Source organism: Weissella sp. ESL1177, from assembly GCF_058107185.1.
This window is the reverse complement of record NZ_CM176591.1, coordinates 791,584-814,147: the sequence shown is the minus strand read 5'-3', so window position 1 is coordinate 814,147 and position 22,564 is coordinate 791,584. Positions and strand designations below refer to the sequence as shown.

The window sequence follows — 22,564 nt, the reverse complement described above, 5'->3', positions numbered from 1 at the left end:
GGACAAAAAGATGATTAACATGGCTCTTGATGTGAGTAAAGGGTTAAGTCATTATGTTGTTGTTCAAGATGGCAAAATTATTGATGAAGGTATTGTTCATCACAATAAAGTTGACTTTCAAAAGTTTTATTGTGTTTTCTGTTGTTTGGACGAAATACCAAATGTTATTTTCGAATCAACTGGTGTATACTCTAAACCACTTGAACGCTTCTTTACAGATTATGATATAGACTTAATACATTAGCTTCACATTTAAAATTACAGACTTTAAGACAAAATAAGACGGATGTTTCTGATGCACGTGCTTTGGCAAGTATTGCTGATGATTCAGCGTTTGTTGTGCGATTTAACACTGAAGATATTTATCAACAACTAAAAACTTTATCTAATAATTATTTACAAGTTGTTGAAGACATCAGAGCTTTTTCAAATCGTGTGAGACGTGGTCTAGAATTGTCATTTCCTGAAATGAATAAATTATTTAACCCGATTACCTCGACCTTGGCACTTACTTTTATCAGACCATTTCCTCATCCAGATGCTTTAATGGGCATGACAAGAACGAAATTAAAGCATCTGATTTTAAAAAGTACAAGTAAGAAAATCTAGCTCTTGAAAAAGCTGAAGTTTTATTAGAGATGTCTCGTCTTTTATATCCAGCTATTGATATGGATGATGTAGAAATTGATCATACTTTGTACCTAGTAAATATGTTAGAAAGCTATAAGAAAGAACAAAAATATTTGAAAAACAAACTAATTAATTTAGTACAAGAACTACCCGAATTTAAATATCTAGTTTCTATTCCAGGCATTGGTGAACTATCTTTATCTTTATTTATTGGGCAAATTGGGTGTATTAAGCGATTTTTTTCTCCTAAAAAGATCAATGCATTTGTAGGCATTGATATCCGAAGATATCAATCTGGTCAAAAAATTATTCGTGACCTATTGGGCGACATGGTAACGCAAAAGCACGTATATTTCTTTATGAAATGATTCAATCAATGTTACTTAACCAAAGACGCATTCAAAATCATATTATTATTATAAGTTAGAAACTGCCCCTATGAATAAGCCTCATATGATAGCAGTTATTGGTGCTGAAAATCACTTAATTAGATGTATGTATAATCTCGTAAAATTCAATACCATGTATGATTATACTCGTACTAATCATTCATAGTGATTTTAAAAATTTAAAAGGGGTTTTGTTTTTTTAGTGCGCTCTTTTTTAAGTGAACAATAACTTGACTACTTGTAGGAAATTGTACTGATAGCAGAATTATTTAATTGAATAGCTTAAACATTAAGCAGCTGAATTTTTCATAAATTTAGTTGCTTTTTGTCTGTAGCTTTGCGAATAAAAACTATCTTTGAAGTCAATTAATATGCGCAAACGAAACATGTTAAAGTTTCGAAAACCATAGGCAGTCCGTTTAATGGCTTTAATTTTGTTATTAGCCCCTTCAACGGGACCGTTTGAAAATTTCTGGTAGGTTCTTACGCAAGGTCCGTTGGGCCTTTTTCATAGTTTCTGGCAGATGTTGGAAACGAGTTTCTTGCGTATTTGTTGTAACAGCTGTTTGCAGTTGTTTAAAATCTTTATATCGCACGGCGTAAAGGATGTCTTGATAAAAACGTAGCTCTGGTGATAGGGTTAATAATCGATCGATGACCTCTTGATCGGTTAAATAAGCATAATGATAGTTTCGACGCTTTCGAAAATCAGTATAATTCAAAGTGGTTTCATCTTTCAAAAGCAGTTTCCAATATCGCTTTAACTGACGATAAGCTCGTGAATCTGTACCATAGGATTTCATAGTTTGGATACGTGTTTGGTTTAATGCACGGTAAACTTGTGTGACAACATGAAATCTGTCGGCGATGATTTGAGCGTGTGGAAACAAGTCATGAATTATATTGTGGTAAGGACTAAATAAATCAACTGTAATGGCTTTAACAGCAGCACGTGCTGCTGCTGAATATTGCTCAAAGTAAATGGCAAAGACTATGATCGCCACGTTCACGTATGATATCTAATACACGCGGTGGGTTGTACTGTCCATTAAAATCATCAAAAGCAATATGCTGAGGTAGATAATGAAAACTTGTTTTGTTGTAAGTAAAGAGTCCTTGCGCTTGACGCATCACAGTGTGTGATGAAATGTTATAGGCTTGGGCGATATGTTTTTAGCTAACATTTTCACTTAACTCCATGGCAGCTGTTTGTTTAACATTCGTCATGATATGATTAACAGGTTTAATATCAGAAAATTCAGCTAGTGCTGTTCGATGACATTGTGGGCAGATGCATTTTGTTTGTGAATTGCTAGCTGATTAAATATATTAGTAACATGTGAAGCAATATGTTGTACAAGCTTAGTTAGGACGGTAATTATCATAAGATAATTTTAGATGCTAAATTTGTTGTCGAATGTCATTTTTAAGACAGCGGTCATCACCTCCGGGGCTTAATCAGTTAATTCAATACGTGTGTCTTTAATTCCAAGTAAAATCTTGATATACTTATCCATGTTAGAGGTCCTTTCAAAGGAATTTTGTGAAACAGACTAGTGGGTGCTGGTCTGTTTTTTGGTGTTTATAAATGAATTATACAAAAACAACAAAAAAGCACTAATGACTAATCTGTCAGATTAGCTATCAGTACCAAATATTGTAAAACCTTTTTCTTGTGAAAAAGAGCAAAAAAAGCGTGAAAGTAAAAATTTCTCGCTAAAGAGTATAGAGCCGCATTTTCATTGTAAACTATGTTTGTAGTTATAATTAAAGTCATAAAAAAAGTGTTAGGAAAGCACCCTCACCGCTTTAGATTACCCCTGAAAAGAATAACGAAAATGTATAAACATCGTAACATGAATCAACTAATCTACGGTTTATAAACCTTTAAAAGAGCATCCTTCATATCAAATAATCAATGATATGATTACCTATATATGTTCTCGCTTACTTGAATTAGGTCTAATTGATGATGTTATTTTTATTGATAACACTAAAATATATTGGCTAATGCGAACAAACATTCATTCGTTTAGCGAAAAAACACAATTCGTTATAGTGAATTAAATCAAACAAAAGAAAAAAATTAATTCATGAAATTAAACAGACACAAACTGATTTACCTGAATTAGAACAAGCTGAACCGAGTTTAGATGAGATGGACAAAGTTATTGCGCACCTTGAGGCGCGAATTGATGGTTTAAATCAGACAGCCAAAATATCTCCTAATCCAGCTAAACAAGTACGTCGCCATTTAAAATCACAAACTCATCATTTACTGAAGGTTAAAAATAAACAATAATATAGGCAATATTTTGATAATTTAGGAACACGTAACAGTTAATTAAAACCTCACTTATAATGTACAAATGGCTACAAGTAATCAATATATTCTTATATTATGATGTTTATCAACGGCCAACTGATACAAAAATATTAATTTTTTTAAATAAACTGGCAAGAGAACATATCTTAAGTAATTTTATTGCAGCTAATATAGGTTATGGTTCTGCACCAAACTATCGTTTTATCGAAGATGAAATACCCGCTCAACAGCCTTAATACTCTATGGCACAATACTTCGCGAAAATAGTTGCAAATGGCAGAGTGATATAAACTAGGATTATGATGAGTATATTGATAAAAATGGTTTAATGTTTACCTTTCATAATTATAGTAAACGTACCGATAAATCAGGTATAACTCGTGATTTTAAGGTATACCAATCAGAATTAAAAGACGAAAATAACCAGATTATTCTGGAAGCTCTTACTCCTAAACGAAATGTACGGAAAATATAAGTTAATCCATCATGAAAATATCAAAAAGCTAAAATGCGTGAAAGGCTCAACGACCAAACAAAAGCTATAATTTATGCTTGACGTAAAATTGAAGCGGAACCTGCTTTTGGAAGAATGAATCCTCTTTTTGTCTATAGCTTTGCGAATAAAAACTACATACAAAAAGGAGCCAAACTTATGAAAGATTCAGTTGCTTAATGTTTAAGCTCTTCAATTAAATAATTCTACTATCATTACTATTCGACCAATAACCTATTATTTCGACTATCAACTTGAAGAGGACTAGTATAATCCTTTATAGAAAGGAGGTAAATTGGCAAGCAAAACTTGCAAAAGCACATCTAAGGTTTCTTAGGAATCATCAGAAGTGAAATGAGCGATCTGATTAAAAAAATGATATAGGACGAATGCAAGATTGCAACATCGCAACATCGCAACATCGCTTCTTTGATGAAGAACGTTGGAACAAATCTTCTGAATACATTAAATTCAAGCAATAACAATTACAGGAAGCATAAGGAGTCTTAAACATGGCAAACAGTATTTAACTTTGAACAATGAATGTTCGAACAGTAGAAATTGATAACGAAGTTTGGTTTGTAGCGACTGGTGTAGCAAATACACTAGGCTTAACAAATGTATTTACATTAGATGATGATTAAACAGTAGGGCGTCAAGATAAGACAAATGTCATTAGTGGAGCAGTTAGTCACCAGATCTACACTTAGGCACGTATTAATCATATATCGTGATAGCCGAGGACCATTATTTAAATAATTGAATAGTCAAATTAAGCAAGTCAATTGAAGGTGTTATGCAACACGTAGTTGAGTTGTAGAGATGTTGAAAGAACATAATAGAAATGGTTTGGATAAACAAATAAAGTTGTTCATTGATCAGGGTGAAGCTGGGTTTGCAATAAATTAAAGTACGTTAAAAAATGCGATAGAATAAATTGAACCTTTAGATAAAGTTGAAATTACAATAAAAAAAGACTCAGATTAAATAATCCAAGTTAGTGAATTTAAAGCGGTGAGATGTTTTTCAACGTTTTTTCTGAATTTAATTATATTTATCAATGAAAAAGTGCTTAAAAGAAATTATAAGCAGAGATAGTACGCAACTAAGAAGCACATTTTGAACATAGTTAAATTTTACCAATTTTCTTTTTTATATAAATTGTTTCATCTTAGAATAATTAATGAAAATTTAGTAAAAGATTTAATTTAAGGTGATTTAGTAAATGATTTAGCTTTTTTATTACTTATTAAATCATTTTTAAATTTTAATTTTTAAGTTATAATTATATAAAGTTAATATTGTTAATTTTATTTGATGGAAAATAAAGAATAGAAGGAATAGTCAGGTTATGAAAGTAAGAAGTAATTTTTTTTTAGTTTTTAGTTCTTCGTTACTATTGGGATCAATATATTTGGATGATGGTCCTTTCAATACTATCTTTGCAGATGTAATCACCCCATCCTCTGTTAGAGATACTCCAAATAAAATACAATCTCGTAGTTGGACTTATTCTGAGAAAACAGATTTTTATGATAGTCAAGGAATAGGATATAGAAAAGTAAAAAATAGCACTAATGAAGTAGCTGTAAACGATTATAGAGGAACTAAAACTGACTTGGTCATTCCTAGTCAAGTATCATATGGCCTAAATTATACAGTAGTAGGAATAAATGCTTTCGCTTTTAGCCATGATGAATATTCAACTACTACCGGGGCAAAGTTAAAATCAGTAACTATTCCAAATACTGTAAAAAATTTAGGTATGTCGGCATTTTCTTATAATGATTTAACTGAAGTTAAATGCGATACTCCAACAGGAATTTTTTCACAAGGAATAGGAACAAATAATGAGGTATTTAATAATAATCATTTAACTTCTTGGACCAACTTTAAAGATTCGAGAAAAATAGGAAATGTTGATGTGTTTACTGGACAAACTGTTGAAAAAACTATTCAAACAAATACCATTAAATTAAGTGACTTATTAGATACTTATCTTAGTGAAAAATTACCGATCAGTATTACTGATTTACCTGAAGGAGTCACTTACAATTCCCAAACAAAAATTTTTACGGTTAATCAAAAGTTACCGAATAATCAATTCACATTTCATTGGTCACAAAAAGGTGACGGTGATAAACTAGGGTCACCAGATTTTGATTTATTCTCAGGAACTTATACGGTAAATGTTGATCCGACTCCTGATACTGGTAATGGTGCTGCTTCAAGCTCTGAAAGTTCATCGAGTAGTGATACGTCGTCAAGTGATGTTAACAACAAACCAAACAATTCATCGTCATCAGACAGCAGCAGTTCATCAAGTAACGATACATCGTCGAGTGATGTAAGCAAGCCAGGTAATTCATCGTCATCAGACAGCAGCAGTTCATCAAGTAACGATACATCGTCGAGTGATGTAAGCAAACCAGGTAATTCATCGTCATCAGACAGCAGCAGTTCATCAAGTAACGATACATCGTCGAGTGATGTAAGCAAACCAGGTAATTCATCGTCATCAGACAGCAGCAGTTCATCAAGTAACGATACATCGTCGAGTGATGTAAGCAAACCAGGTAATTCATCGTCATCAGACAGCAGCAGTTCATCAAGTAACGATACATCGTCGAATGATGTAAGCAAACCAGGTAATTCATCGTCATCAGACAGTAGCAGTTCATCAAGTAATGATACATCGACGAGTGATGTAAGCAAACCAGGTAATTCATTGTCATCAGACAGTAGCAGTTCATCAAGTAACGATACATCGTCGAGTGATGTTAACAATAAACCAAACAATTCATCGTCATCAGACAGCAGCAGTTCATCAAGTAACGATACATCGTCGAGTGATGTAAGCAAACCAGGTAATTCATCGTCATCAGACAGCAGCAGTTCATCAAGTAACGATACATCGTCGAGTGATGTTAACAATAAACCAAACAATTCATCGTCATCAGACAGTAGCAGTTCATCAAGTAATGATACATCGACGAGTGATGTAAGCAAACCAGGTAATTCATCGTCATCAGACAGTAGCAGTTCGTCAAGTAACGATACATCGTTGAGTGATGTAAGCAAGCCAGGTAATTCATCGTCATCAGACAGTAGCAGTTCATCAAGTAATGATACATCGTCGAGTGATGTAAGCAAGCCAGGTAATTCATCGTCATCAGACAGTAGCAGTTCATCAAGTAATGATACATCGACGAGTGATGTAAGCAAACCAGGTAATTCATCGTCATCAGACAGTAGCAGTTCATCAAGTAACGATACATCGACGAGTGATGTAAGCAAACCAGGTAATTCATCGTCATCAGACAGTAGCAGTTCATCAAGTAATGATACATCGACGAGTGATGTAAGCAAGCCAGGTAATTCATCGTCATCAGACAGTAGCAGTTCATCAAGTAATGATACATCGACGAGTGATGTAAGCAAACCAGGTAATTCATCGTCATCAGACAGTAGCAGTTCGTCAAGTAACGATACATCGACGAGTGATGTAAGCAAACCAGGTAATTCATCGTCATCAGACAGTAGCAGTTCATCAAGTAACGATACATCGTCGAGTGATGTAAGCAAGCCAGGTAATTCATCGTCATCAGACAGTAGCAGTTCATCAAGTAATGATACATCGTCGAGTGATGTAAGCAAACCAGGTAATTCATCGTCATCAGACAGTAGCAGTTCGTCAAGTAACGATACATCGACAAGTAACGTAAGTAACCAGAACAATGGTAGTGATAATACTGCACATCGTAATGCAGCGACTGAACCTCTTAAAAATTCTATGGTAATGAGTAATACTAATCAGCCAACATTATCAGAAAAACAAGTTGGTTTGACAAAGAGTGATGACAGCGTAGATTTACCTAAAACAGCAGTTAAGTTTGTAAATAATATCAATGATAATAAGCAAATTTATGGTACATTACTTGCAGTAGTGGCTGTACTTGTAAGTAGATTAATCTTGATAAAAGCAAAGCATAAGCATTAAAAATAAATTTAAGTAAAAATAGAGGTTGAAACAAAACAGTTTTAATTCAAAATAAAGAAGCATGTCAGAAAATTTATCAAATTTTTCAGTTATTGGTCAAACATATTAACATTAGAAGCAGGAACAGATATGACGATATCTGTTCCTGCTTCTTTAATTTTATAATTAAAGTGTACAAATTTATAAGGTCGACAGTACCATTGGGTAATCAACTCGAATATGTCAAACTGGCCAGGTAAATGTGCATATAATTAGTTTAATATGTTTGGCCACTTAGCTTGTGTAAGGAAAATAAATACTGTGCATAATATTTTTACCAGTAAATTTGTATAAATCTAAATTAGGAGGACAAAAAGATGATTAACATGGCTCTTGATGTGAGTAAAGGGTTAAGTCATTATGTTGTTGTTCAAGATGGCAAAATTATTGATGAAGGTATTGTTCATCACAATAAAGTTGACTTTCAAAAGTTTTATTGTGTTTTCTGTTGTTTGGACGAAATACCAAATGTTATTTTCGAATCAACTGGTGTATACTCTAAACCACTTGAACGCTTCTTTACAGATTATGATATAGACTTAATACATTAGCTTCACATTTAAAATTACAGACTTTAAGACAAAATAAGACGGATGTTTCTGATGCACGTGCTTTGGCAAGTATTGCTGATGATCCAGCGTTTGTTGTGCGATTTAACACTGAAGATATTTATCAACAACTAAAAACTTTATCTAATAATTATTTACAAGTTGTTGAAGACATCAGAGCTTTTTCAAATCGTGTGAGACGTGGTCTAGAATTGTCATTTTCTGAAATGAATAAATTATTTAACCCGATTACCTCGACCTTGGCACTTACTTTTATCAGATTATTTCCTCATCCAGATGCTTTAATGGCATGACAAGAACGAAATTAAAGCATCTGATTTTAAAAAGTACAACTAAGAAAATATCGAAAAACTAGCTCTTGAAAAAGCTGAAGCTTTAATAGAGATGTCTCGTCTTTCATATCCAGCGATTTTATTCTCCTAAAAAGATCAATGCATTTGTAGGCATTGATATCCAAAGATATAAATCTGGTCAAAAATTATGCGTGACCGTATTGGGCGACATAGTAACGCAAAAGCACGTATATTTCTTTATGAAATGATTCGATCAATGTTACTTAACCAAAGACGCATTCAAAATCATGTTGTGGATTATTATTATAAATTAAAAACTGTCCCTATGAATAAACCTCACATGGTAGCAGTTATTGGTGCTGAAAATCACTTAATTAGATGTATGTATAATCTCGTAAAAATCATAGTGATTTTAAAAATTTAAAGGGGGGTTTGTTCTTTTAGTGCACTCTTTTTTAAGTAAATAATAACTTGACTACTTGTAGGAAACTATTCTCATTAAGCCAAGAGGACACGATGATTCAACGAGCTGGTCTAGTCGGTAGGAAATACTTATGGATAATGAGCAAAATTTAATTAGTGCGGAACATTTTTTTAGAGATAATTATCAAGATCGCGGAATGGTTAAGCGGCAAGGCTTTTTTGAGTGATCACACAGAAGATGTTGGTAACTATTCAAAATTGCGAAGCACTAATTGGAAGCGGCAAGATAAAAAAATTTAAAGATATACCTGTTGCGGTAATTCTAAATCAGGGAACTGCTAGCTCAGGTGAATTAACGGCTTTAGCGTTACAAACTAATACAAATGTTAAAAGTTTTGGTACTGAAACTGCTGGGTATACTAGTGTCAATGATACTGACACTATGTATAATGGTGCCTAGATAAATATAACTGTTGGTAAAATAAGAATAAATAACGGTCAGGTACTGTTCAATGACAAAATTAAGCCAGATGTCCAAAGCAGCGATCTAGTTATTCAAGCCTACAAATGGATATTAGCTCATTAAAAAATTATATAGTTAAATTTCTTGTTCTAAGCAACATCGAAGAAAGAATCTATATTTTATAGTGTGTGGGATGTACTCTGAAAGTCAATTTCTTAGGCTGTAAGTTATCGAAATTATTTTGGCAATGTACCGTCTAATTTTGTTTGTATGCGCGGATGTATTGTAATACATCAACCAATCTTTGACTTGCTTCATTAATTCTTGTGCAGATTCATAATTTTTCAAAAGGCCAATTTCTACTTTAAGTTTGTTAAAAAACTTTCTATAGTTAGTTGCATTATCTAATCAGGTCGCACGACGATACATACTTTGAAACACATAGTGTTTCTTGAGTAATTTACGCCATGTGCGATATCGATATTGTTAGCCTTGGTTTGTTGTGAATAGTTGTTCAATATGATAATTTATGTAGTCTTTTAAACAACTGTTGTAGGAGTCATAAAGTAAATACCAAATTAGAATTGTTATCTAATGAGTATGCGATAATTTCATATATTATATAAATCTATAATTGCCTCCAAATAGATATTTTCACCTGTACCAGGTACCTTGAATTCAGTGACATCACTAACTAATTTTTTGGCTTAGGGCTATCTGTTTTAAATTTACGATGTCAGCGATTTTTCACACGTTTTCCTTCTGGTACTTTTGAGTATCCAAGGTGCATGTCATGCATTAAAGGTTGTACTTTCTTATGATTACTCCTTTTAAAATGTATCCATATTCCTTAAAGTCAACTAAACGCGGAAAACACTATAATGTCAGATAGTCTGAATGACTGTTCCTAGTGCTTGCTTTTCGTTTAGTTGATTAAAATGTCGTTTCAAATAATGATAAGTTGCGTCAGAAATTGGTAACCCTCGCAATATATCAAATCTTAATTGTGTTTCGAGTCGGTAGACCACTTCTGTGATTTGTTGTTGCGATTACTGAATCAAGGCTGATAATTTTAAAGATTCATTCTCGATTGTTAAACTTAAATTTTCATCATCGATTGTCAGATTTATTAAGGTGTTTCTTAGGTTTTCTAGGCATCTAGGGTGTATAGACAATAACCCATTTGGACCTAATTGTGAATAGATTTGCTTCCAATGCAGAATTTTTGCAATACCTGTATAGCACAAAATATGCTGATACTTCCGTTATTGTGATGTATTATTTCTTATTGCCCATAAGGCAACTTGTACACGAAATTCTGGTGTAACAATTGGCGGATTAAATAAGACATCTGTACCATTTGTCCAATATGCAGCTAAAAGTATTCGAAATTTCTTATTATTAGAATAGTATTTATGACAAATTTTCTTTATACTACCCATACCGTTTAAATATTTATAGATTTCTTTTAGTTTCGTTTGTTTTGAAATTTTAGGCATAAAAATACCCGGAAAGTTAAATTTTTACTTTAACTTTCCGGGTACACCTCATTTCCTTCGTGTTGAAGCATAAGGAGTTTTAAATTGTATTATATGCTTCGAAAATTTCCAGACAGGTTTCTTTTATTATTTACAAGAATTAGGGTATTAAAATAATGAAAACAAAATTTAACAAAGTCGTTGATGTAAATAAACTTGCTTATACTTGTTATTACTTTCATCTTAAACCATTAAAAGAGCCTAACTTTATAACAAAGCCAGGCTCTTTTAATATAGAAATTTTTCAGTGTCCTTTACGTTTTTCAATCCGCTTAGCTTTTTTTAATTTATATTTTTTCTCAATTAGTTTTTCGTTATTGAGTTTACGATTTTTTTTATTGGTTAATTTAGTCTGTTCTAATTGCTTTTTTAAAGCTAAATGCGACTTTGAACTAATACCCTTTTGAACGAATTTTTTAGCTAGCCGTTGTTTACGCTTAGGATTAATTTTTTTAGTTAATTCAATTTTTTCAGATTGTTTTTGTTTGAAAAATCGTACTTTATTCCAACGGTTAGTTACTAAATTTAAAATTAAGGGTAGTCCAGGATCTGATGTTCCCAAATTAATTTGTGCAACTTCATAAGATTCCGCCGAATTACTTTCAAAAATAGCTTTATAAAAAGGTGGATCAAAAACGATTGTTAACAGTAACTGATTTTTTTCTACATTCATAATGCTTTCCTCCTAAAATAAATAGGAAAGATGGACGACCCAGGAGGAGGGATACTGATAATTAAAATTATTATGTTTGGACTACCAACCAAACTGTGTTTTAACTTTCCACGAACAATATACTCTTTGACAAGGAAAAAGTAAATAAATATTTTACTTAGATATTAACAAATAATCAATATTTAAGTAGATTATTACATTGCACTTTATAGAAATATAAGTGGTTGTGATATTAAATAGAAAAGCATCATAACTTCACTTATTTTATCACGTCATTATATCGATGAAATTACATGCATATTTTTATTCTAAAGGACTTACGCATAATTAAAACACTTAAAATGGATTAATATTAGGTATATCTCCAAAGTTAAATGTTTGTATTTTATGATAAATTAACCATAAATATAGTTACAAAAATTTAACAGCTATGTGTCTTACATTAAATAGACCAATTATGTAGTTTCTATAAGGTTAGTTATCATAACAATCGCCGATAATTTCTTAATTTATTTTCAGATAATTTTTACTTGATAAATGTTTTGATTTTTGTATCATTTGAAAAAAATTAACCAGTGATGTAGTATACGTATCCGTGCATATAATTGATAGCGAGTATTTAGTTTTGTCGCATCGTATTGCTTTCAGAATCCCTTATTAACAAATTGAATATCTTTAATAAATGCTTCGATTGAAATAATTTCTGCTTGAAACCTAACTTAAAGGTTGATGTTAAGTGGGCCTATTTTTCTTCAAAAAGTTTTTCTAACCAATTTATGACTTTTTGAAGAATTAGTTAAATGGGCTTAGCGAGTTTCCAAAAAAATCACTGCCATGAAAGCATGAACTGAACCTCAAAAATTGGAGTAAAGTTGAAGCAGATAATTGGTCGGAAAGCTTTCGGTATTGAATCGGAGTTTTTCCAGCCAGTTTTGTTTTATTCTGCTTATTATTGTAATAATAAAAATATAATTAGTTACGTCTGACTTGAGTTCGTCATAACTTTGATAATGATCGTTGTGTATTATTTCGACATTCAAAATGTAAGAAATACTTTCAGCCATAGCAGTGTCAAGACACGTTGCTTACGACTTATGCTCTGGAATACACGGCTAGTCTTGATACATACTCATCATTTTGATACTGTAAACCTCAGTCAGAGTGAATTGTCATTCGATAATTCAACTCTAGCCTATTTTGTAGTAGTTCGTCTAATGTCTTTATGACAAACTATACGGTTGGGTGAAAAGGTGAAAATATCACTACTGTAAGCATCAATATATGCAGTAAAATAAGCAAAAGCACGCTCTGCCATTGTGTCTGACACTCGACGAACATCTGTGAAAACCTTTTGATATGGACGATCCGTGTAAATACAATGCGATGAAATATAATCAACAATGCCTGTGTAAGAATTATATTTTCGTGTTGAAAGATTAAATGAAGTGCAGAGAAACCTATTCATTTATATAATAATCGTGAAATTAATTGAAAGAAATTCTTTCAGGTTATACTGCATTTAATACAGTATTAGGGCAGGTTCAGGATGTTCAATGAAAAACATAATAATGTTAATCGTTATGGTTAGTTTAGTATTTATGATAGGTGCGTTTGTTTTTAAATATTAAGCATGGGCCCACCCATTTTTTTAAACAGGTAACCCACTTAGCCACATCAGGAGGAAATCAATTAAAACCCTATTTATTAACTAATGCGGTCTATGACATGTTATCTGCTTTTCAAATGGTAGGGTAAGGCAAGTCATTTAAATTTTTATACCATTCGGCGCTCACTATCAATGAAAGGACTAATGTTAGTGCTGTCGTTACTGGTACAATTACTTTATAAACTATTTCAATGCTGCTGTAACTACGCAAAGTATTGTGACAATTTACACCCTGTTACTTTTGTTAACGAAGTATCACCAACAATGGCATGTTGATGAATAAAAATTTGGGAGGTGTAACCAAGTGAAAATGTTAAAAACACCTCGGAGTAAGTGACACGGTTTATGTCAGACTATTTGTTGATAAAAAGATGTTTAATCACCGCCGTCAGATTATCAAAATTTAGTCAGAAAAAATGTCTGTCAAGACCGACAGGTGTTGACAGGTGTTTAAAGTTAATAAATATCACAAAGTTAGTCAATTGTCATTACAAGGTACGTTTCTGGATAATAATATTTTGTTCCAATGACCGACATTAATTAACAGTTAACGTGTTTGCCACATAAACACAAAATTTTGCGAACCAATTAAGTCATAACGCTTTACGCTAATTTATAATGGTCAAAATCATAAAATTATAGTTACAATGTCTGAGTACATATTTAATTTAAGTAAAGATAGCAGTGAACTTTAAAGGAAAAATAAAAAATAAAAATTATAAATATAAAATTCAGCTGCTTTTTAGGTATAACTTTGTGAGTAGAATATTATTTAAAAATTTAATAAGTATAATAGTTTAAATATGATATAAATTTTGAATATTTTGAAGTTATATTATTTTCATGGTGAAAAGAAAATAATATCGTTCATTTTAAATAGTTATGAATTAATTAGAAAAAAGTGTTGTATTTTATCGTTCTATGATGTTGATGGGTTAAGTTGTCCATGTTATCATAAAAATTGGTAATCATATGATAGCGCTTTCAATAGAGGAGAATCTTATGTTTAATTGGTTAGCATCATCAACTGGTTCAAATTTTAAAGTATCAACGGAAAAAATAGAAAGTACGTATAAGAAAAAGCAATTGGGTGTTTTAATTGCAACTTGTTTATCTTATATTTCTTATTACATTATTCGCTTAGTTTTTACAACTGAACAACATGCTATAATGAAGGAATATAATTTTTCAATAGGACAAATTGGGCTTGTCTTATCAACTTTTGGTGTTGGTTATGGTATATCTAAACTATTTATGGGAGCTTTATCTGATAAGGCAAGTACAAAATATTTTTTAATTATTGGGCTATATTTTTCAGCAATTTTTAATGCCGGTTTGGCTTTTACCCATAATTTTTATATTATCACAGGCTTAATGTTATTAATGTCAGCTACTCAAGCAATGGGTGCTCCTGCTTGTTAACGTGAGATTAGTTTATGGTTCTCAAAAAAGAGGCGTGGAACAGCCTACGCAATTTGGTCTTCAGCGCATAACGCAGGTGCTTTCTTATGCGTAATGACAGTGGAATTAGGGGCATTATTATTTAATAATTCGTTATCAGCTATATTTTTAACGGCTTCAGTAGTGTCAATTGTAATTGGTACCTTAATGTTTTTCATCAATTATGAAAGCCCAGAAGCTGAAGGTTTGCCACTAGTTTCTGAGTACGAAAATGACTTAGAAATTATTGATGATGGTGAAAATGCTTCTACTAGTCAAACAAACCTTTCGATTATGCAAGTATTTATTAAGTACATCCTACTTAATAAAATTGTTTTGGCGATTGCTTTAACGTCTATGGCGATTTATATTATTCGATATGGAATTATGAGCTGGATTCCCAGTTACTTGCCAACTAAGGGTTTCAGTACTTCATTTGCAAAGTGGCTTGTTGGTATATTTGAGATTGCAGCTGTGCCAGGTGTTATTATTATGGGGATGTTGTCTGATAAACTAAAAGGACAACGTGCTTTAGTTTGTTTATGGTGTCTAGTGGGATTAACTGTTTCATTACTAATTTATTTTATGAGTAGCAATCAAATGTTGATTACCGTTGATTTGTTTTTCATGGGGAGTTTAATTTATGCACCTGCTACATTAATAGGTTTAATGCTTAATGAAGCAGTTCCTAATTTTGCAGTCGGTGTTTCAACTGGATTTATTGGCTTCTTTCAGTACGTTTTGGGAGAGGTAAGTGCAACAGCATTTATTGGTCTATTAGTTGATAAATTTGGCTGGGGGGCTAATTCCGCAGTGATTTTTATTGCTTTAGTTTTGATTTTTATTTTGACAATTTATTTAGTATTAAATGATCGAAAAATATTAAAACGTGAGAAAAAAATAGTCTCAAATTCAAAATAGTAACTAAAAATCTATTACTAAAATTTAATTTAGAAATTGTACAATATATTTACCAAGAACAGAGACATGTTATTTAGCATGTCTTTTTTTGATATATATTGCCTAAAAATAACAATATTTCGACGCGAACGTTTTTTATAATAGTGAACAAAAGATTACGTGAATCGGTTTATAAAAATTTTAATTTAAGCGCTGATAGTGGTGCGTTTTAATTAAAAATTTTAGTCTCTATTGCAAATAGTGTGAAAGTTGTGAAATTGTTTCAGAACTTTTGTTTATTAATAAGTTGTTAAAAGTGTTTTGTAATGCATGCTGATTAAATAATTCAAAGCGAGTTCTTAAAGTATACGTTTTAAAACTATGAAAACCATAATCTGTAGATTAATTTGATTAATACGATGATTGATGCCTGCCATCCATAAGATCATTTGATTAGTTGTTTAAGAAGGCGTTTTAATACCTTTTGAGTTTTTTAATAGCTAGTAATAAATGAGTCCATTTCAAAATGGCAGAATTGATAGTTTTATAAAAAAAGCTGAGAACCATCAAATAATCAATGACATTGTGGGTTTAAAGTGACTTGATAAACTTAATAGGTCTTTTTGAAATCAGGAGAAATTGTACTAATATGAAAGACTTAATACATTACGAACAATAAAAGTCCATCTCACTAAATTAAAATAGATGGATTGAAAAATTTAAAATTACTAATGAGATTGTAGTTACTGGAATTTTTTAAGTGAGATACAAACTGTATATTTTGAGAAAAGCTTATAAAAATTAGGTTGCAACTTATGGTTGCAACCTTGTCAATATAACGGTTACAGTAGTTATATTGACAAAATTTATATTTTTTTTAATATAAGAATTATTAAAAAATAAATTTAAAAAGGTTGCTTTTAAAAATGGAAAACATATTTAGTATTCAATTAAAGTTGTTGAGACAAAAACGGCGGCTGTCCCAGGCTGAATTAGCTCAGAAATTACATATTTCTAGACAAGCTATTTCAAAATGGGAAAAAGGTGAAGCAGAACCAGATATTAGTCGATTAATTGCATTGTCAGGAATTTTTTCAGTTACCCTAGATTACTTATTGTCAGGCAAACAATCAGCTAATGAATTAGTTTTAAAATTACAAAATATTAGGAAGTCATTTACTGATCCAGTATTAAAGAATGTCAGTTTTTCAATTTATGGTCGTGATAGAATTGCTCTTTTAGGTGGTAATGGTTCTGGTAAATCAACAATTATCAATATTATTATTGGTCTATTAGATAATGATCAAGGCGAAGTATCACGTTTTTTTGATACAACTGAAGACCTTGGAGTCATTCCACAAGATAATGTTCTTATTGAATCATTGAAGGTAGAAGAACAAGTCTTACTAGCTGCAAAAATGAAAAAAAGCAAAAATGTTAATAATATTAATAAATTACTTAAGGATTTTAGATTAGATACTCAAAAAAATATCATCATTAGTAAGTTGTCTGGAGGACAAAAGAGACGACTATCATTATTAATTAGCCTACTAAAGCCAACGAAGTTACTAATCTTAGATGAGCCTACTGTTGGGATGGACTTAGAAACAATTGATTTTTTTTGGGATTATTTAGATCAAATAAGTGGCAGTGTTTTAACTGTAACGCATGATTTTAATCAAATTGACAAATATTTTTCAAAAATTATTCTGCTTAAAGACGTTGTGATTGCTAAGGAAGCATCCGTTTCAGATATCCATTCTAATAATCAAACAATTGAACAGTGGTATCGGATAAATAATAAAGAGGAGAGCTAAAAATATAATGATATGGATACAATTAAAGGAAACATTTCGGAATAAACGATTCATATTTTTCACATTAATTTTGCCACTTATTTGGTTCTTTATGATGATTAATATTTCGAAAGATTCAGGATTTTATAGTGAAAAATTTGCATATCTCTGGCTTTATATGTTTAGTACAATTGGTATTCTTGGAAATTCAATTGTTACTTTTTCAAAAACAATCAGTAATACGAATCATTTTTTTCAATTACAAATAAAAACAACATCTTATAAAATACAAAATTGGTTATTAGACCAAATAGTCGTACAGACTATTCTAAATATCTTAATTTGCCTAGTTGTAATAGTTACAGCTCTTTTAACAAATATGATCAAATTTCACTTGAATAATTTTTGGGTTTTACCTTTACTACTCATTTTAGGTATATATCTATGAGTATTTGGTTTTTTCCTAGGTATTTTCTTTGATAGTAAAACAATTACAACTTTAAGCATGCCATTAATGATGATTGTTGGTTTATTGATGGTTCCAATTGATACTTGGGTGTCTGGGTCGTATGGCAAATTTGTTGAAATTTTAATATCTATTCAGAAATTTTTTCCTGGTTATTATTTATTTAAAATCATTCAAAAAAATATTGAAAGTAGCTCTTTCTTTACTGAATTTTGGAAGTTCATGTTGATCTTACTCTTACTAATTATACCGATTACAATAATTTTTATGAAAATGCAGTTTCAAAAAAATGTAGTGAAACCCTAAAAATAAACATCATTCATTTATGAGTCAATCCAATGGGTTGACTCTTTTATTGTGCAATCTGTTAAGTGACTGATGGGACATTTTTACATAAAGAGTTTCTTTTCTATTATGATAAGCATAGTTATTCAAGAAAATAATCACTTTATTACTATGGGAGAAGTACTATGCAAGGTTATAACTATCGTGAATTTTCACCGGGCAACAACATCTGGCAGAAACAACCACGACTTTTATTTAGCGGTATTAGGAGGCTTTTTCATAGTTACCTATATCATGCTATCCAAAGCGTTTTCGTATCAATTAACGTTTTCAAAAGGCCTTTTTCTAGTGGTGATGGTGGTAACCGTTCTTTACGCCATCTTACCAGCACCTAGTAATCCGAATAGTTTAGTAATTGATGAAGTCTTTGTTTGCGGACCCAAAACGGTAAATTCAAAAACCTCCACGGGTTAATGAAATGCATACCATTGGAAAAGGTGTAAAGGGCCATCGTAAAATGTCATATTCATCACTTCATTGTCTGACAGATAAACTGGTAATTTGAAACAAATTTGTGCGGGTTATTGATATTCTTGCTGGTTTTATAGTTTTAAAGTGTACGCTTTAAAAATTCACTTGAACTATTAATCAACATACATTACAAAACACTTTTAACTGCTTATTAATAAACCAAAGGTTCGTAAATTTAATTAGACAACTTCATGATTTTCACACTGTTTACAATTGCTCCAAATAAGGGCTGAGACGTATTGACGTCTCAGCTTTTATTGTTGTAAACTGAGCTGGATAAACAAAGGAGGTGCTCGCAATGAGTCATAATATTATGTTTGTTGGTATGTCATTATAAAAGAATCACATGCTACTCCATGTTGTTCTTAAAAAAACAATAACAAATATGGAGAAAATAAAATGAATACATTAAAAATAAGAAATTTTTCAATTGTTGCACACATTGACCATGGAAAGTCAACTTTAGCTGACCGCATTATGGAAGAAACACATACGATTGATATGCGTGATAGTCAAGATCAACTTTTGGATGGATTATCGGTTGAAAAGAAGCATGGTGTGACGGTAAAATCACGTTCGGTTCATAACGAATATCAAGCTGATGATGGTCAGGTATATGCACTTAATTTGATTGATACTCTAGGACACGTTGATTTTAACTATTAGGTATCAAAGAGTTTAATGGCGGGCGAAGGTGTTATTTTATTAGTCGATGCAACCCAAGGGGTGCAGGCACAAACTATTGCAAATTATCGATTGGCTAAAAAAGCTAATTTAACGATTGTACCAGTCATTAATAAGATTGATAGTCCTAATGCGCAAGTTCAAGAAACTAAAAATCAGGTAATGGCCTTAGATGATCGAATAGAGCAAGCAGATTTTATTGATATTTCTGCTAAAAGTGGTCAAGGTGTTCATGAAGTGTTAGAGGCAGTTGTAGATCGTATACCAGCACCGCAAAGCAATCTTGCATCATCTTTAAAAGCGTTGATTTTTGATTATGAATATGATTTATATAAGGGTGTCATTGCACATGTTCGTTTATTTGATGGAAACATAAAGACGGGGCAACAGTTGAAATTTATGACCAATAATCTTAACTTTATTGCAAAAGAAATTGGTATTTTCGGTCCTGATCGAAAAGCTACTGATGAGTTACAACAAGGTAGTGTTGGTTAACATTGTGATGGGAATTAAAAATCCTAAAGAAGTGCGCGTTGGTGATACAGTTACACTACAAGTGGATGGCACTACGGAACCTTTGCCTGGTTATGAGCCGGCACGACCAATGGTATACGCTGGTATTTATCCGTTAGGCGATTATAAAAAATCATGAGCGAAGCGGTTGACCGTATTGCATTAAATGATTCACCATTAGAGATGGTTCCAGAAACGTCAGATGCATTAGGACCCGGCTATCGTGGTGGCTTTTGGGGAATTTTTCATTTACAGATTATTAAAGAACGCTTGCATGATGAATATGGCGTTGATGTATTAACTACAGCACCCAATGTTACATACAAAGTTCACTTAAATGAGCGTACAAAGGAACAAGGTCAGATTTTGACTGTCACTAATCCGGCTAGTTTTCCAGATTTTTCGGTGATTGATTATGTTGAAGAACCAATGGTTAAGGCAGAAATTACAACAGATAGTCAGTTACTTGGTGAAGTAATGACGCTAGCTCAGAACTTTAAAGGTGAATTTATGGACATGACAAATGAAGGAAAATTGATTGTTTTAGTTTATAAAATGCCACTATCTGAGATCGCGTATTGTTTCTTTAATCAATTAAAGTCAGTGTCGCATGGTTATGCAACATTGTCTACTGAATTTTTAGGTTACGAAATGGCTGATGTTGTCAAGGTTAATGTCCAAATCAATTATGCTCAGGTTGACGTACAAAAACAATCAACATCATTAGTTCATAAACTAAAGTATACTGTGCCACGTCGTTTATACCCAATGCCAGCACAAGCAATTGTTAATGGTAAGGCTATTGCGCGTGTGGATATTCCACCATTACGTAAAAATGCAGCTGTTAATGGCAATGCGTATAGTGTTTCTAAAAAACAAGCTTTGTTAAGACGACAGAGTATTAATAAACGACAAGCGGCCCATAGTGACCTCGAGTTACCACAAGAAGTGTTTAACAGTTTGCTTGAACCGGATGAATAGTCCATTTGATGTGTAATCATATGATGGAAACAAAATTTAATATCGTTTTGATTATTCGTTAATCAAATTAACACTAGAAAGCAGAAGCAGATATAACGATATCTGTTTCTGCTTTATTAGTTTTAGAACTAAAGTGTACGCATTTATAAGGCTGATAATTGAGGTGTTCCCCGAAAGTTAAAGTAAAAATTTAACTTTCGGGGTATTTTTGTGATTATTTAATTATAAAATTATGACTACAAAAATTAATAGTTTATGTGTTTTACGTTAACTAGACCAATCCAGGTTGACATAATACGGGCTATCTTAACAATTACCGATAATTTCTCAATTTATTTTCAAGATAAGTTTTAAAAACGATAACCCATTTTACAATAGTAGTAATCTAATTTTTGTTTAATAATTGTTTTGATTTTTGAATCATTTGAAAAGAAAATTAACCAGTGATGTAGTATATGTATCCAGGCATATAATCGATAGCAAGTATTTAGTTTAGTAGCATCATATTGCTGCCACAATTATTTATCAGTATATTGAATACCTTTAATAAAGTCCCCAACTGAAATGTTTTCTGCTTGAACCCCTAACTTAAAAGCTGATGATAAACGGGCTTCTTCATTATCCAAAAAGGTGTTTCTAATCGATTAATGACTTTTTGAAGAGTGATAAATAATTCATTAACATTAGTTAAATGGAATTTAGTATGACTTAGTGAGCTTCCTAAAAAATCGCTGCCATGAGCAATGGCATGTGCCCAACCTTTGTCAGTAACAAAACCCCGGTAATCATTTTCCAACTTTAGATACTGAACGCTCCACTTGAACAGTTCTTTTTGTTGGCTGTCATTAAGAATACTGGTATTATCATCACATTCTAAAAGAATTCCTCCTAATAGCGCACTAAAAGATCGGGTAAAGACATAATCATTTTGAGGTTCAAGTATGTCTACGAATAGTAAATCATTATTAAAAAAATACTTAATAATATGTTCTTGTTGTACTAAAGTAAAGACATTGTTCATAAAACTTGTAGTAAACAATGTGTAAACTAAATTATCTCTAATATAAGGATTGATATTTCCAATATTTTTAAGCATGAAATCAACTTGATTATTTGTAAAATATAATTTTTGAGCAGGAGTCTTTAGTAATGCTTCTAATTCTTCAATCATAATAAATTCCTTTATATATAGTGTTAATCAATCATTCATTAATTATTGTTAGACATTTAATTTCTAATTAATTTTTTTAAGAGACAGTTATTTGGCATTAATTATAATGTAACCATTCTAAAAAGAAAAACTCATTTTTGGGTATAATCCCAATATTGTAGATTATCGCAGAACCTTTGATTTGATATTTACTACGAGCGACGCTTTGACTAAGTCTAGAGAGATACTCTATAACTGCGGCAATTTGAATTTATTTTTTGAATATAATAAAACCCAATGAATTTTTCTCTAACTC

General features: G+C 31.7%; 10 protein-coding genes and 5 pseudogenes. 11 read left to right on the top strand and 4 right to left on the bottom strand.

Annotated elements, in window-relative coordinates; all coding sequences use genetic code 11:
- Nucleotides 1–10 precede the first annotated feature (10 nt).
- From AC3B5D_RS03940 to AC3B5D_RS03930, 3 genes and pseudogenes are all read left to right on the top strand, one after another.
- The gene (locus AC3B5D_RS03940) at nt 11–244 is read left to right on the top strand and encodes an IS110 family transposase (protein WP_489839400.1); all 234 of its coding nucleotides are present in this window, start codon (nt 11–13) and stop codon (nt 242–244) included.
- Between the two features lie 26 nt (nt 245–270).
- Nucleotides 271–609 (top strand): annotated as a pseudogene (locus AC3B5D_RS03935) (IS110 family transposase); the annotation flags it as partial.
- A gap of 29 nt (nt 610–638) precedes the next feature.
- A complete protein-coding gene (locus AC3B5D_RS03930) occupies nt 639–998 on the top strand; it encodes a transposase (protein ID WP_489839401.1) in 360 nt (119 codons plus the stop codon).
- 310 nt (nt 999–1,308) lie between these two features.
- On the opposite strand, the pseudogene AC3B5D_RS03925 reads toward AC3B5D_RS03930, so the two are convergent.
- Nucleotides 1,309–2,023: pseudogene (locus AC3B5D_RS03925) on the bottom strand (transposase).
- A gap of 1,154 nt (nt 2,024–3,177) precedes the next feature.
- Between AC3B5D_RS03925 and AC3B5D_RS03920 the strand changes: the two are divergent.
- The gene (locus tag AC3B5D_RS03920) at nt 3,178–3,321 is read left to right on the top strand and encodes a hypothetical protein (protein ID WP_489839402.1); all 144 of its coding nucleotides are present in this window, start codon (nt 3,178–3,180) and stop codon (nt 3,319–3,321) included.
- 2,695 nt (nt 3,322–6,016) lie between these two features.
- Here AC3B5D_RS03920 and AC3B5D_RS03915 read toward each other — a convergent pair.
- Entirely contained in the window at nt 6,017–7,576 is a 1,560-nt protein-coding gene (locus AC3B5D_RS03915) for a hypothetical protein (RefSeq protein ID WP_489839403.1), read from the bottom strand.
- Between the two features lie 61 nt (nt 7,577–7,637).
- Here AC3B5D_RS03915 and AC3B5D_RS03910 point away from each other — a divergent pair, with 61 nt between their 5' ends.
- The 4 genes and pseudogenes from AC3B5D_RS03910 (at nt 7,638) to AC3B5D_RS03895 (ending at nt 9,622) form a co-directional block, all read left to right on the top strand.
- Nucleotides 7,638–7,838, top strand: coding sequence for a hypothetical protein (locus tag AC3B5D_RS03910; RefSeq protein WP_489839404.1), 201 nt, complete (start codon nt 7,638–7,640; stop codon nt 7,836–7,838).
- Nucleotides 7,839–8,194: 356 nt separating this feature from the next.
- Nucleotides 8,195–8,428: an IS110 family transposase gene (locus AC3B5D_RS03905; RefSeq protein ID WP_489839400.1), complete on the top strand. Its 234-nt coding sequence runs from the start codon at nt 8,195–8,197 to the stop codon at nt 8,426–8,428.
- A 26-nt stretch (nt 8,429–8,454) separates the two neighbouring features.
- Nucleotides 8,455–8,739 (top strand): annotated as a pseudogene (locus AC3B5D_RS03900) (IS110 family transposase); the annotation flags it as partial.
- Nucleotides 8,740–9,385: 646 nt separating this feature from the next.
- Complete coding sequence (locus tag AC3B5D_RS03895; protein WP_489878290.1) at nt 9,386–9,622, top strand: S41 family peptidase; 237 nt, start codon at nt 9,386–9,388, stop codon at nt 9,620–9,622.
- 1,785 nt (nt 9,623–11,407) lie between these two features.
- Here the strand turns inward: AC3B5D_RS03895 and AC3B5D_RS03890 are convergent.
- Nucleotides 11,408–11,836, bottom strand: a complete 429-nt coding sequence (locus AC3B5D_RS03890; protein ID WP_489839407.1) for a YjdF family protein — start codon at nt 11,834–11,836, stop codon at nt 11,408–11,410.
- 2,668 nt (nt 11,837–14,504) lie between these two features.
- Here AC3B5D_RS03890 and AC3B5D_RS03885 point away from each other — a divergent pair.
- The 3 genes and pseudogenes from AC3B5D_RS03885 to lepA all read left to right on the top strand — a co-directional run bounded on the left by AC3B5D_RS03885 (nt 14,505) and on the right by lepA (nt 21,098).
- A pseudogene (locus tag AC3B5D_RS03885) lies at nt 14,505–15,863 on the top strand (MFS transporter).
- 905 nt (nt 15,864–16,768) lie between these two features.
- A complete protein-coding gene (locus AC3B5D_RS03880) occupies nt 16,769–17,659 on the top strand; it encodes an XRE family transcriptional regulator (RefSeq protein ID WP_489839408.1) in 891 nt (296 codons plus the stop codon).
- Between the two features lie 1,660 nt (nt 17,660–19,319).
- Nucleotides 19,320–21,098: pseudogene (lepA, locus tag AC3B5D_RS03875) on the top strand (translation elongation factor 4).
- Between the two features lie 583 nt (nt 21,099–21,681).
- On the opposite strand, the gene AC3B5D_RS03870 reads toward lepA, so the two are convergent.
- The gene (locus AC3B5D_RS03870; protein WP_489839409.1) at nt 21,682–22,269 is read right to left on the bottom strand and encodes a DUF2785 domain-containing protein; all 588 of its coding nucleotides are present in this window, start codon (nt 22,267–22,269) and stop codon (nt 21,682–21,684) included.
- Between the last annotated feature and the right edge of the window lie 295 nt (nt 22,270–22,564).

Excerpts from the sequence above, each read along its gene's own strand:
- AC3B5D_RS03940 (WP_489839400.1), top strand. The coding sequence starts at position 11 with ATGATTAACATGGCTCTTGATGTGAGTAAAGGGTTAAGTCATTATGTT.
- AC3B5D_RS03920 (WP_489839402.1), top strand. The coding sequence starts at position 3,178 with ATGGACAAAGTTATTGCGCACCTTGAGGCGCGAATTGATGGTTTAAAT.
- AC3B5D_RS03905 (WP_489839400.1), top strand. The coding sequence starts at position 8,195 with ATGATTAACATGGCTCTTGATGTGAGTAAAGGGTTAAGTCATTATGTT.
- AC3B5D_RS03910 (WP_489839404.1), top strand. The coding sequence starts at position 7,638 with ATGAGTAATACTAATCAGCCAACATTATCAGAAAAACAAGTTGGTTTG.
- AC3B5D_RS03930 (WP_489839401.1), top strand. The coding sequence starts at position 639 with ATGTCTCGTCTTTTATATCCAGCTATTGATATGGATGATGTAGAAATT.
- AC3B5D_RS03870 (WP_489839409.1), bottom strand. The coding sequence starts at position 22,269 with ATGATTGAAGAATTAGAAGCATTACTAAAGACTCCTGCTCAAAAATTA.
- AC3B5D_RS03890 (WP_489839407.1), bottom strand. The coding sequence starts at position 11,836 with ATGAATGTAGAAAAAAATCAGTTACTGTTAACAATCGTTTTTGATCCA.
- AC3B5D_RS03880 (WP_489839408.1), top strand. The coding sequence starts at position 16,769 with ATGGAAAACATATTTAGTATTCAATTAAAGTTGTTGAGACAAAAACGG.